The following is an 11,894-nucleotide window of genomic DNA, read 5'->3' on the forward strand; positions in this document are numbered from 1 at the left end:
CCAGATGACACCCCCTCCCCGCTCCCCTGCATTGCCCTCCGCCTCCGACCGGCCGCTGACGCTCGCGGAACTCGCCACGATGATCCGGGAGCGCTGGCGGCTGATCCTCATGGTCGCGGCGGTGGCTGCAGTCACGGCGCTCGGCTACCTGATGATGACAGGCCCGGCCTATGTCGCTTCCACCAAGATGCTGGTGAAGGTCGGACGAGAGAAATTCAGCGCGCTTCAGGTGGCACAGGTCCCCCAGCAGAACGTCATCTTTCAGGAACGTCCGCAGAGCATCAACAACGAGATCGAGATCCTGCGCGATCCAACACTCACCAATGAGATCTTTGCCGATCTTCAGGCCAAACAGGCAGAGCTTGCCGCGCATGACACCGCTGCCTCCTCTTTCGTCGGGCGGGTGCTGGGCGGTGTGGCAGGCGTCGTGAAGACTGCGGTGGGCGGTCTTCACACGATGCTCGGCCTGGGGGCCGGAAAGCACCCGGAGGAGAAGATCGCGCAGGCCTATATGGATGCGTTCAACGTCAATTACATCAAGGAAACCGACATCATCCAGGCGGAGTTCGTCTGGGACGATCCGCGGTTCGCGGCCTACGCCCTGCAACGTTATCTCGATGCCTACCAGGCGCGGCACGTGGCCATCCATTCCTCCACCGCGTCCGCCGATTTCTACCGCGACCAGGTGACCCTCGCCGAACAGGACCTGCATGGCGCTGAAGAGGCCTTCTCGGCCTTTCAGCGCAGCTCCGACATGACCCGGCTCGACGTGGAGCGCGACCTCGCTTTGACCGCCATTTCCGAGATGGAGAAGGACCGTGACAGGTTGCAGGCGGAGACGGAGGACCTGCGTCAGACGCGCGCGCAGGTGACCGCGGACTTCAACGACGGGGCGGAATGGGTCGAAACTCCGGCCATGCTGAATGCGACCCCGCTGACAGCGCTCGACGAAAGCTATGTCGCCGCCTCCACGGAGCGGAGCCGCCTTGCCAGCCGTTATTCGGAGGATGCCCGAGAGGTCCGTGAAGTAACGGAGGAGATCGCGAGCCTGCGGGAGCGCAAGCACGACACGCTCAACCGGCAGATCGACGGCCTCCTGCGTTCCAGTGGCGAGCGGATGGCGCAGGTCGAAGCCCGCATCGCCGATCGTCGGGCGGCACTCCAACGGATCAACGAGGGTGCGCTTCAATTCGAGTCTCTCGGCCAGAATGTCACCCGTCAGCGCGAGAGGCTGGAGGAGTATCAGCGCCAGTACGAACGCCTGCGGCTGAACGAGGCGCTGGACCGGCTGAACGTCACCTCCACCGCGCAATTCGGGGCGGTGACCGTGCCGGCGGAGCCCGCCGCGCCGAAACGCTCGCTCGTGCTGGCCATCGGGGGGCTCTTCGGCCTGCTGGCAGGCACGGCGCTCGCCATTTTTCTTGGCCTGACCGACCGGCGCCTGCGCCGCCCCCCCGATGTGGAACGTCGCCTTGGCCTTCCCGTGGTCGCAACCGTTGCGAGGTTGTCATGAACGCGCCCTCCCTCCCCCTTGCCCTCTACGACACCTCTCCCGGCGCAGCTCGGCTGCGAGCCGCTGCCAGACATGCCCGCGGGCTTGCCGGGGCGCTCATCGCCCGGCAGGCGCGGCGGGTAGAGGAACGGCCGGTCACCGTCGCGATCACCGCGCTGACGCCGGGTGCCGGTGTCACCACTTTCGCCACCGGGCTTGCCGCTGCGCTGCATTCCGAATTCCGCGCCCGCGCCCTGCTGGTGGAGGCCAACCTGCGCCGTCCTGCCGTGGAGGGGCTGCTCGCCCTGTCCCGCCGCCCCGGCCTCGCGCAGCTGCTCACCGGCCGCCTTCCGCTGGCAGAGGCGCTGCAACTGCCGAACGATCTGCGCCCGCCCGTCATCTCCGCCGGGTTGGAGGAGACGCAGGACGCAGCCGCGCTCCTCCATCCCCGACGGCTGGAAACGCTGATCGACGGGGCGACCGGGAGGTTCGATTTCCTTTTGCTCGACTGTCCCCCCATCGGAGCGGCGCCAGACATGCTGCTGATCGGTCAGAAGGCGGACGAGATATACCTTGTGGTCGATGCGGGCCAAAGCACCAGCGACGCCGTGATGGCGGCCGCTGACGCGCTGGCGACAGTGGGCGCGCAGATCGACGGGCTGATCCTCAACAGGGTCGCGCCATGAGCATCGCGGCCCCCATCTGCCCGCGCGCCGGGACGCTCCTTCCGGTACTTCTGCCGGTCCTTTTGGCTGGCGTGGCGACTGGCGTGCTGACGATGGTGCTGATCTTTGCGCCGACGAAGATCTTCATCGCGGGCGGGCTGGCCTTCGGCTGCCTGGCGGGGTTTCTGGGGCTGATCGCCATTGGTCAGGCGGAGCGGTGGATGCTGCTGCTCCTGGCGTTCGGCCTGCCGCTCGCCGTATCCTTCACGCTGTTTCTGCATGTGAATACGGTCGGGCACTACGTTGAGAATGTCGGTGGCGCGGCGGGGGTCACCATCACGCTGAGCTTTCTCGCCGCCCTGACCGTGCTTGGCCTGTGGCTGCTGGCGGGGCGGAGCCTGAGGATGCCGGTGCTCGTCATGCTGCCGTGGCTGGCCTATGCGGCCGCGGGCGTGCTGAGCCTTCTGAAAGCGCCCGATCCGGCGCTGGTCTGGTTCGAGATCCTGCGGCTGTCGATGCTGCTGCTCCTCATGGTGACGGTGGCGAACATCACACCGGACCGGCTGTGGTTCTTCCTGCAGGCACTGGCCGTGACGATGATCTTTCAGGCGCTGATCTCCATCGCGCAGGGGGTGGGTGGCACCGGGCTGGGCCTGGGCTTTCTTGGCGATCAGGGGGTGGCCATCGAATCCGTCGACTTCGAAGCCAAGGTCCGCTCCACCGGCACGCTCGGCAATCCCAACATGCTGGCCTACTTCTATGAGCTGATGTTGCCGCTGCTGTTCGGCGCGTGGCTGATGGCCCGGGGTGTGGGCAACCACATGCTGTTCGGTCTGGCGGTGACACTGGGGCTGGCAGGGTTGGCGCTCAGCCTGTCGCGCGGCGGTTGGCTTGCCATGGGGTTACTGCTGCCGATAGAGGCATGGCTTCTCGCGCGGCACCGTTTCCTGACGCCGCGCGGGCTGGCGGTCATCGGCACGGGCCTGTTCCTGACGCTCGTCATGGTCGGCCTGTTCGGGGGCCAGGCGATGGAGCGGATGTTCGGCGATGACGGCGGCAGCCTCTCTCACCGCTCGACGATGAACCATGCCGCATGGCAGGTCTTCATGAACTCGCCATTCATCGGCCAGGGTCTGAACAATTTTGCGCCCGCTTTTTCGCGATTGGACAAAACCGGTGCGACGGGGCTTTTCGGCCCGGTTAACCACGTCGTTCACAATATGTATCTTTTCGCTGCGGTAGAGGTGGGAATTATCGGATTTTCCGGATTTCTGGGAATATTCGGCATCGGTATCTATCTTGGAATTCGCGGCTTCCTTAATTACAGATCACCTCTCAGTCGTTCCATTTCTCTTGGCGTGGCATTCGGCCTTGTCGCCCATCTGCTTCACGGCACCATCGATCCCGGCTTTCGCTTGAGCCTTCCGGTCTCGCAGGTCATCGCCGTGCTCCTGGGGCTTCTTCAGACAGCACTTATCAACGAAGAGTTTTTTCTTTCAGAACCGCGCGCCATTCCAGATGTGGAGAAGTCTAGGCGCCCGCCGCGATTGCTCGCAGCCGGAAGACAACCACTATTATGAAAAACCATTCGGGAATTCTACTGGCAGTTTCATATGCCCGGGACCAATACAACGCTGGGGAGGATGGAAATGAAATCGCATGCACTCTCTTACCCTTCCCATGCTTCACGTAAACCGCAGGTTTCAATCGTGATCGTCGCTTGGAACGGTCGCGACTACCTGCGCCACTGCCTGCAATTGGCATCGGGCGATTCACCTGACGTGTCGCGCGAGATAATTGTGATCGACAACGGATCAACCGATGGCGCACCGGAAATGGTCGCCTCTGACTTCCCCGATGTGCATCTGGTGAAAACCGGTGAGAACCTTGGTTTTGCCGGGGGGAACAACCGCGGATTTGGTCTGGCGCGGGCGGAGACGGTGCTGCTGCTGAACCCGGATGCCTTTCTGGAGACGCCCGGCACCATCGCGCGGCTGCTCCGCCATCTGGAGGCGTATCCCGGAACGGGCGCCGTCGGTTGCCGGCTGACCTATCCCGATGGGCGCCATCAGGTCGGCGACGGCGGTCACGCGCCCCGGCCGGCTGCGGTGCTGGTCCATGCGCTTGGTCTGGGGCGGCTTGTTCCCGGTGCGCGGGGCCTGTTCCTGTCGCCTCGGCGCGGTACTGCGCCCCGGCAGGTGGACTGGCTGAGCGGGGCGCTGATCCTCGTGCGCGCCGATGTCATCCGGCAGGTGGGCGGGCTGGATGCTGGTTTCTTCATGTATGCCGAGGATGTGGAATGGGGCTGCAGGATGCGCCGCGCGGGATGGCAGGTCGCCTATCTGCCCGACCTTTGCGCCGTGCATGTTCAGGGCGGCACCCAGGAAGGGGCAGATATCTCCACCACCTGGCTCGACGCGCTGGGGCGGCTCTACCTGCGGGAGAACCCGCGCGGCCTGGCCCTCTTCCGCATTGCCTACGGTGCGGGGTTCTCCCTCCGATCGGCAGCTTACGGGGTTGCGGGCGTTCTTCGCCGCGATCCCCGTCTCCGACGAAAAGCGGGGATCATGCGCCGCTACGCCACCCATGTGCTGACGATGCGACGACCCGATCCTTCGCCCTCCGCAGCGCGATCCCTGCCGATCGCCAGTTCAAACCCCGAAGAGCACGGCGTTTCCCATGGCTAACGATTTTTCCAAACGGCCCGTCGTCCTTCCGCTGAACACGCCCGCGGGGCTTCGCGACGCGGAAGGCAAGCCGCCGCATCTCGCCATTCTTGGTACGCGCGGCATTCCCGCATGGCATGGCGGGTTCGAGACCTTCGCCCAGGAGCTGGCACCTTGGCTCGTGCAGCAGGGCTGGCGCGTGGATGTCTATTGTCAGGACGAGACCGGCGACGGTGCTTCCGAATGGAGGGGCGTGCGGCTGATCCAGCTTCCGGTGCGCCGCAAGGGGTCGCTCGGCTCCATCGAGTTCGACTGGATCTCCGCCAGACATGCGGTGAAGGCGGCGCCGCTGGTGCTCACGCTCGGCTACAACACCGCGCTGATCGGGCTGCTCTACCGGCTTGGCGGCGTGCGGAACGTCATCAACATGGACGGGCTGGAATGGAAGCGGACCAAGTGGTCCTGGCCTGTCCGCCAGTGGTTCCGCCTGAACGAGCGCGCGGCGGTGATGCTGGGCAACCACCTCGTCGCCGACCATCCCGCCATCGCGAAGCGGCTGTCGGGCATGACGGATCCATCCCGCATCACCATGATCCCCTATGGCGCGGAAAGTCTGCCGGAAGCTGACCCGGCACCGCTCGCGGCCTTTGGCCTGGAACCTGAGAAGTTCATGCTGTCCATCGCTCGGGTGGAGCGGGAAAATCAGACGTTGCAGATCGTGCGCGGCTTTTCCGCGCGGCCGCGGGGAGTGAAGCTCGCCGTGGCAGGTGGGCTGGAGCCCGGCAACGCCTACCATGACGCCGTGCGCGCCGCCGCCAGCCCGGAGGTCGTGTTTCTCGGCCCGGTGTTCCAGAAGGAGGCGGTCGCCGCGCTCCGCGTGCATACGCTCGCCCATATCCATGGCCATACCGTCGGCGGGACGAACCCCTCGCTGGTCGAAGCGCTCGGTGCCGGGTGCCCGGTCATCGCGCACCGCAACGTGTTCAACGGCTGGGTCGCGGGAGAGGAGCAGCGGTTCTTCTCGGATGTGGAGGAGCTGGACCATCATATCACCGCGCTGATCGAAACGCCCCGGATGCGCGCCGCCATGTCTGCCGCCGCGCGGGCGCGCCATGCCGAGCGTTTCACATGGGAGCCGGTGCTGCGCGCCTATCAGGCGATGCTTGTCCAGCAATATCCCGTGCCGCTGCTGGGGGCGGAGCGGGAACTCTCGCTTCCGCCGATGCCGGACGGGGAACTGGCGCTGGCCGGCGGGCCCGCGCTTCATGCCCGCAACGCTGGATGAAAGGTGCGCCATGATCCGCTTTCCCGGCCTTTCGCTGCTGACCTCCATCCGGGGGCCTTTCGCCTTCATCGTCGTCTATCGCCACTGCCTGGAGGCGCTTGGCTACGGTGCATCGTTGCATGAGAATCCCGGCTTCATCGGACGGGGGGAGTTCCTGCTGGACTGTTTCTTCATCCTCTCCGGCTTTCTCATCGCCATGCTGCACCGGGAGGAGTTCTTCAGCGCCAGCCACCGGGGCATGGATGCCCGCACCGTGAGGCATTTCCTCGTCCTGCGGATCGCGCGGTTCTATCCGCTGCATCTGGTGACGCTGCTCATCCTCGGCGCGGCTGTGCTGTTGGTGAGGCCGAACACGCCGGGCACGTCCTTCTCGGGGGAGGCGTTCTTCTGGAACATCCTGCTGATGCAGGCATGGGGCACCGTGCCGACGCTCAGCTTCAACTACCCGGCCTGGTCGATCAGCACTGAATGGTTCACCTATCTGCTTTTTCCGCTGCTGGCGCTGCCATTGAACAGGCTGAACAGCACCCGGTCGCAGGTGGCGGCCATCGGCGCGCTGTTCGCTTTCATGGCGGCCTTCGTCGTGCTGCATCCGGGGCGGACATGGGCGATCCAGCTCGGCTGGGGCGCGCTGCTGCGGAACACGGTGGACTTCGCCATCGGCTGCCTGCTCGCCCGGCTGGCGCCCGCGGCGCTGCACTGGCGGCTGCCAAAGGGTGTGAGCTGGGACATCATCGCCGCGCTCGCCATGACTACCGCCTTCCTCGGGGTACGCTTCTATCTGCCGGATGTGGGCGTGGTCGCGGCCTTTACGCTGATGATCTTTGCGCTGGTGCTCTGCCGGGGCTGGCTGAAGCGGTTTCTCGGGCAGAAGTGGATCGTCTACTGGGGCGATCTCAGCTTCTCCATCTACCTGATCCATGCGCTCGTCATCATGGCGGTCAACAGGCTGGTTCCGTCGCTGAACCCCGGAACGGCGGATGGCTTCCTTGTCTATACCGTGATCGTCCTCGTGGTGAGCACGGCGCTGGCCGCGGTGAGCTTCCAGTTCCTCGAACAGCCGTCACGCAGGTGGATCCGCAACACATTCGCCGGCAACCCGCGCCTTGTCGCGCGGGCGGCATAAGCGGAGAGCGACAGCATGACCACGCTTGTCATCGGCGGGAACGGCTTCATCGGCTCCCATATCGTGGACGTCCTGCGTGCAGGGGGGGAGGAGGTCGCCGTTCTGGACAGGATGCCGGAACGCTACCGCCCACCCCTGCCGGATATCCGCTATCATCTGGGCGACCTTCGCGACATGTCCGTGGTAGAGCAGGCGCTGCACGGGGTGGATCGCGTCATCCACGCCGCCAGTTCCTCCGTCCCGCAGACGGCGGTGCGGGATCCAGCGGGCGATATCAGCGACAACCTCCTTCCGCTGGTGCACCTTCTGGCGGCCATGCGGCGGTCCGGAGCGAAGCGGCTCGTCTATCTTTCATCCGGCGGCACGGTCTATGGCCCGCCGCTCTCCGACACGATCACGGAGGATCATCCCCTTCGACCGGTCACGCCCTATGGGATCGTGAAGGCTGCGGCGGAACGCTACATCGTGGCCGAACATCTGACGAGCGGTCTGGGCTACGCCATTCTCCGGCCCGCCAATCCCTTCGGCCCGCGTCAGGGGCGGCTCGGGGTGCAGGGGGTCATCGGAACATTCCTGTGGCAGATCGCGCAGGGAGAGATGCCGGAGGTCTGGGGCGACGGCAGCGTGGTGCGGGACTTCGTCCATGTCGGCGACCTCGCCCGCCTGTGCCTGCTGGCGCTCAGGAGCAGCCTTGACGGTTGTTACAACGTGGGCAGCGGGCGTGGATGCAGTATAGCCGAGCTGATCGCACTCCTCTCGGACGCAACGGGGCGGCCGATCGTGCCTGTGCGCCGACCGGGGCGGGAGTTCGACCTGCCCCGCGTGGTTCTGGACTGTTCCCGCGCGCGGGAACTGCTGGGCTGGTCCGCCACCGCAACGCTGGAGGAGGGTCTCGCCGAAACGTGGGCCTGGCTCAGGGTGGAGGCGGGCCTTCCCCCGCCGGTCAGCGGGGTGGAGCAGCGGGCGCTGCCGGGCTGACCCCGGCGAGTTCCCCCCGCAGCGCTTCCGCCGCCGCGAAGAACCGCTGCTGGATCGCTGCGACAAAGGGATTGTCGCGCTGGATCGTTTCGAACACGCCCTGCGCGTCGCCTGCGACCATGCCCGTCGCGGTCAGCAGGTGCTCAAAGCTGGGAGTCGTCATCCCGTGTTTCCCGTCCGGCTCCGGCGAAAGCGCGGCCACGATCCGGCCCACCATATGCGTGATCCCCTGGGCAAGAGCCATGTCCCGGTCGTGCGCCTCAGCCGTGCGGACAAGCACGGTCATCCCCTCCCGCCGGAGCCAGCGGCGCACCGCAGCAAGCCCGCGCCCGCCCCGTGCCGGGCACAGCACCACCCGCGCCCCCGGGCCAAAGCTTTTCGGCCCGAACAGGGGATGGCTGCCCACCAGCGCGACATGGGCGGGCAGCAGCTCTTCCAGCAGGCGCAACGGGGTGAGCTTCACGGAGCACACGTCCACCACCAGAGCACCGGGGCGGAGATGCGGGCTGATCGCCTCCGCCGTCTCTGCCAGTGCGGCAAGCGGGACGGCCAGCACCACGATATCGGCGGAGGCGACCTCCTCCAGCGGCTGGCTCCCGTCGCGCGCGGGGTCGTGGACGGCCAGCGCGAAACGCCCTGCGAGACGCGGGGCGATCAGCCCGCCGAAGGCGCCGCAGCCGATCAGGCCGAGCCGGGGCACGGCGGGCGCCACGGGGAGCCGCAAGGGGAGCGGCGCGGGGATGAATTCTGGGGCTTCGGTCTGTTCCATCTGGCTTTCCGGGGCTTTGCGCCACCGGGAGCCCTGAAACACGAATGCCGCCCGGCGGCGGCATCGTCGAACATCATTGATCGCGGCCGCTCCTATGGGGAGGGCGCGTAATACACCGTTGCAAAGGGGCGCATCCTGATCATGGGACTGATCTAGCCGCGCAGACCCCTTCCGTCAACCTTCCCTTGACGGCTGTCAGGCGAGAGCAGATGAATTTCATCAGACAATCCGCCGCCGGGGGATGGTCCGCATAGGGGGCTGCAGCGCCAAAGCGCCGGGCCCGGAGGAGAGAGGAGACAGACATGAGCACGCAAAAGGGCAAGGTCATCATCACCTGCGCGATCACGGGGGGCATTCACACGCCGTCCATGTCGGACGCGCTGCCGTTCAAGCCGGAGGACATTGCCGCGCAGTCCATCGCGGCGGCGGAGGCGGGGGCCGCGATCCTGCATCTGCACGCCCGCGATCCGCAAGACGGCCGCCCGACACCGGCAACGGATGTCTATATGCAGTTCCTGCCGCGCATCAAACAGGCCACGGATGCGGTCATCAACATCACGACGGGCGGCGGGCTCAACATGACGGTGGAGCAGCGGCTGGAAGCGCCGCTCCAAACCGCGCCGGAGATGTGCTCGCTCAACATGGGGTCGATGAACTTCGGCATCTTTCCGATGGCGGCAAAGGACCGCTCCTGGAAGTACGACTGGGAGAAGCCCTATCTTCTCGGCACGGATGACTTCATCTTCCGCAATACGTTCAGGGACATAGAGCGCATCCTGAAGATGCTGGGCGAAGAGCACGGAACCCGGTTCGAGCATGAGTGCTACGATATCGGGCATCTCTACAACCTCGCGCATTTCGTGGATCGCGGGCTGGTGAAGCCGCCGTTCTTCGTCCAGATGATCTTCGGCATCCTTGGCGGCATCGGCTCCTCCGTCGAGAACATGGTCTTCATGAAGGAGACGGCGGACAAGCTTTTCGGCGACGACTATCGCTGGTCGGTCCTGTCGGCCGGCAAGACCCAGATGCAGTTTGCCACGCAGGCCGCGATGATGGGCGGCAACGTGCGCGTCGGACTGGAGGACAGCCTCTATATCGGCAAGGGCAAGCTCGCCACCTCCAATGCCGAGCAGGTCGCGAAGATCCGCCGGATCATCGAAGAGCTCGGACTTGAGATCGCCACCCCGACGGAGGCGCGTGACATCCTTGCGCTCAAGGGCGGCGACAAGGTCAACTTCTGAAGCGGTCGGGGAGAGGCGTCCTGCCTCTCCCCCTATTCAGAATTCCCTACTCAGAATTCCCGGCCGAAGGCGCGATCGAGCGAATAGCGGCCGCCCCCACGGGCCACGAAGAAGAAAGTGACCCCCGCCCAGATCAGCGACAGCTCCGCCCCGCTGTAGCCCTCCCCGCGCAGCACCCAGTGGAACCAGACGGTCACCAGCAGCACCACTGTCGCAGCCGCTGCGGCGGGACGGGTAAACAGGCCGAGGAGCAGAAGGATGCCGCCGACGAACTCGGTGAGCGCCAATGCAAAGGCCCAGAACCATGAGGGCGCGAAGCCGATGCTTTCCACCATGCCCGTCAACCCCATGGGGTTTTGGATCTTCGGCCAGCCGTGCACGGCCAGCGCAAACCCGGCGATTACGCGAAGCAGCGTTTCGGATATCGGCAGAAGCGCTTCATAGACGGGCTGAAGCGCGGGGATGAAGAAGCGGTTGCCCTCGGTATCGCCGGGGCGGGATTGCATATGAGACATGTGGATTCTCCGATGGCGCGCCGCTCGGGCCTGCGCCGTGTCAATCATGCCGCACGATGGCGGCGGTTGGGGGTATTGTCTTGCCAGCGAGCCGGACGATGCGGAACGGCGGCCCCTGCTCGGGACACGCGGCCGGAGACCCGGACTTCTGGCGCGGATCAGGCCCGCGGCGGACGGCGGGGCACGTCAGGGTGGAAGCGAGAAAGATCGGCAGAGGCTACGGGAAACGTCAGCACGCCTGTAGCTGTGCAGGAAATCTCCAGTTGTTCAACGAGATAGAGATCGAAGCATTTGCCTGATTTGAGCTTCGTCTGCGCGGAAGTTTCACCGAGCACGGTGCAAACCGGCATGTCCCGATAGGACAGACACCCGCCATGCGGCGCAGCGTCGGCCGAGCGGGCGAACAGGGAGAGGCACAACGACACTGCCATGAATAGGGCGATGAGGCGGGCCATGGGCTCCCGAAGCTTGGACACGGCCCTACCCTAGCCGCTTGGCACGCGGGCGGCAAGACTAACAACCTGTTCGGCGGGAGGCTCGTTCCGGCCCGGCATGGCACCCGTGGGCGGCTCGCGCCCTTTCCAAGGCGCATGACCCGATTGCCCGCCTGCAAGCCCCGCGTTATCGCTCAAGCCCCTGTCGAAGGGAGACATATTCCCGGCTGCAGGCCGTGAACCGAAGCCCAGCCGAGTCATGCGGGGCGTCCGCACACCCCCGGGCGATTCTGCTTGAGAATGGCTGTCAACAGGCCGCGGACACAGCATCCCGGGGATTGCCTTGCGCCGGAGAGTTGCCCCTGGAGCCCACAAGTCTTGGCCGGTGAGCGGACCCGTTTGCCGGTTCAACACATTTGCCGGTTCCCACGTGGGACAGGGCCTATGCCAGAGTTTTCACCAGCAGTTTAACAGGCTGCTGAGCAACGCTTTTGGCCCGTGCTGGAGCGGAAATCGTTCACTATCTGACGAATCCAGCCGGAAATCCCCATAGACTTCCGGGCGTTTCCGGGCCGATTTGCCGCTTCCGGCACATAACGCATGACAGGACTTTTCCGGCAGCCGGTTAGCAGGCTGCTGAACAAGGTCGGCGTGAGGAACGGTTCCCTCGACGCCGATGCTGGGTGGGGCTGGATCATGCGCAGGCAGAGTTGACTCCGGCTT

At 65.5% G+C, this 11,894-nt stretch carries 12 protein-coding genes; 8 read left to right on the forward strand and 4 right to left on the reverse strand.

Annotated elements, in window-relative coordinates; genetic code table 11:
* Positions 1-4 precede the first annotated feature (4 nt).
* From CG51_RS08455 to CG51_RS08490, 7 genes are all read left to right on the forward strand, one after another.
* The gene (locus CG51_RS08455; protein ID WP_143412936.1) at positions 5-1,513 is read left to right on the forward strand and encodes a GumC family protein; all 1,509 of its coding nucleotides are present in this window, start codon (positions 5-7) and stop codon (positions 1,511-1,513) included.
* Complete coding sequence (locus tag CG51_RS08460; RefSeq protein ID WP_035743924.1) at positions 1,510-2,178, forward strand: tyrosine-protein kinase family protein; 669 nt, start codon at positions 1,510-1,512, stop codon at positions 2,176-2,178. Before CG51_RS08455 ends, CG51_RS08460 begins: the two co-directional genes overlap by 4 nt.
* Complete coding sequence (locus CG51_RS08465; RefSeq protein WP_035743925.1) at positions 2,175-3,737, forward strand: O-antigen ligase family protein; 1,563 nt, start codon at positions 2,175-2,177, stop codon at positions 3,735-3,737. Before CG51_RS08460 ends, CG51_RS08465 begins: the two co-directional genes overlap by 4 nt.
* 69 nt (positions 3,738-3,806) lie before the next feature.
* Entirely contained in the window at positions 3,807-4,844 is a 1,038-nt protein-coding gene (locus tag CG51_RS08470) for a glycosyltransferase family 2 protein (RefSeq protein WP_051930276.1), read from the forward strand.
* The gene (locus CG51_RS08475; RefSeq protein ID WP_084695108.1) at positions 4,837-6,108 is read left to right on the forward strand and encodes a DUF1972 domain-containing protein; all 1,272 of its coding nucleotides are present in this window, start codon (positions 4,837-4,839) and stop codon (positions 6,106-6,108) included. The genes CG51_RS08470 and CG51_RS08475 overlap by 8 nt, the downstream gene beginning before the upstream one ends.
* 10 nt (positions 6,109-6,118) lie before the next feature.
* Positions 6,119-7,234, forward strand: coding sequence for an acyltransferase family protein (locus CG51_RS08485; RefSeq protein WP_051930279.1), 1,116 nt, complete (start codon positions 6,119-6,121; stop codon positions 7,232-7,234).
* A gap of 15 nt (positions 7,235-7,249) precedes the next feature.
* Positions 7,250-8,212: an NAD-dependent epimerase/dehydratase family protein gene (locus CG51_RS08490; protein WP_035743928.1), complete on the forward strand. Its 963-nt coding sequence runs from the start codon at positions 7,250-7,252 to the stop codon at positions 8,210-8,212.
* Here the strand turns inward: CG51_RS08490 and CG51_RS08495 are convergent.
* Positions 8,178-8,981, reverse strand: a complete 804-nt coding sequence (locus CG51_RS08495) for a prephenate dehydrogenase/arogenate dehydrogenase family protein (RefSeq protein ID WP_051930281.1) — start codon at positions 8,979-8,981, stop codon at positions 8,178-8,180. The genes CG51_RS08490 and CG51_RS08495 overlap by 35 nt on opposite strands.
* Before the next feature lie 302 nt (positions 8,982-9,283).
* Between CG51_RS08495 and kce the strand changes: the two genes are divergently transcribed.
* Positions 9,284-10,222, forward strand: coding sequence for a 3,5-dioxohexanoate:acetyl-CoA acetone transferase (gene kce, locus CG51_RS08500; RefSeq protein ID WP_035743929.1), 939 nt, complete (start codon positions 9,284-9,286; stop codon positions 10,220-10,222).
* Positions 10,223-10,272: 50 nt separating this feature from the next.
* Here the strand turns inward: kce and CG51_RS08505 are convergent, their stop codons facing one another.
* From CG51_RS08505 to CG51_RS20540, 3 genes are all read right to left on the reverse strand, one after another.
* Positions 10,273-10,737, reverse strand: coding sequence for a DoxX family protein (locus CG51_RS08505; RefSeq protein ID WP_233141170.1), 465 nt, complete (start codon positions 10,735-10,737; stop codon positions 10,273-10,275).
* A 158-nt stretch (positions 10,738-10,895) separates the two neighbouring features.
* Entirely contained in the window at positions 10,896-11,213 is a 318-nt protein-coding gene (locus tag CG51_RS08510; RefSeq protein WP_143412937.1) for a hypothetical protein, read from the reverse strand.
* A gap of 414 nt (positions 11,214-11,627) precedes the next feature.
* A partial coding sequence (locus CG51_RS20540; RefSeq protein WP_211254199.1) for a hypothetical protein occupies positions 11,628-11,894 on the reverse strand: 267 nt, incomplete at its 5' end.

The organism is Haematobacter missouriensis (genome assembly GCF_000740775.1).
GTDB lineage: Bacteria > Pseudomonadota > Alphaproteobacteria > Rhodobacterales > Rhodobacteraceae > Haematobacter > Haematobacter missouriensis.

Coding starts and splice junctions, on each gene's coding strand:
- CG51_RS08455 (WP_143412936.1), top strand. CDS start 5: ATGACACCCCCTCCCCGCTCCCCTGCATTGCCCTCCGCCTCCGACCGG.
- CG51_RS08460 (WP_035743924.1), top strand. CDS start 1,510: ATGAACGCGCCCTCCCTCCCCCTTGCCCTCTACGACACCTCTCCCGGC.
- CG51_RS08465 (WP_035743925.1), top strand. CDS start 2,175: ATGAGCATCGCGGCCCCCATCTGCCCGCGCGCCGGGACGCTCCTTCCG.
- CG51_RS08470 (WP_051930276.1), top strand. CDS start 3,807: ATGAAATCGCATGCACTCTCTTACCCTTCCCATGCTTCACGTAAACCG.
- CG51_RS08475 (WP_084695108.1), top strand. CDS start 4,837: ATGGCTAACGATTTTTCCAAACGGCCCGTCGTCCTTCCGCTGAACACG.
- CG51_RS08485 (WP_051930279.1), top strand. CDS start 6,119: ATGATCCGCTTTCCCGGCCTTTCGCTGCTGACCTCCATCCGGGGGCCT.
- CG51_RS08490 (WP_035743928.1), top strand. CDS start 7,250: ATGACCACGCTTGTCATCGGCGGGAACGGCTTCATCGGCTCCCATATC.
- CG51_RS08495 (WP_051930281.1), bottom strand. CDS start 8,981: ATGGAACAGACCGAAGCCCCAGAATTCATCCCCGCGCCGCTCCCCTTG.
- kce (WP_035743929.1), top strand. CDS start 9,284: ATGAGCACGCAAAAGGGCAAGGTCATCATCACCTGCGCGATCACGGGG.
- CG51_RS08505 (WP_233141170.1), bottom strand. CDS start 10,737: ATGTCTCATATGCAATCCCGCCCCGGCGATACCGAGGGCAACCGCTTC.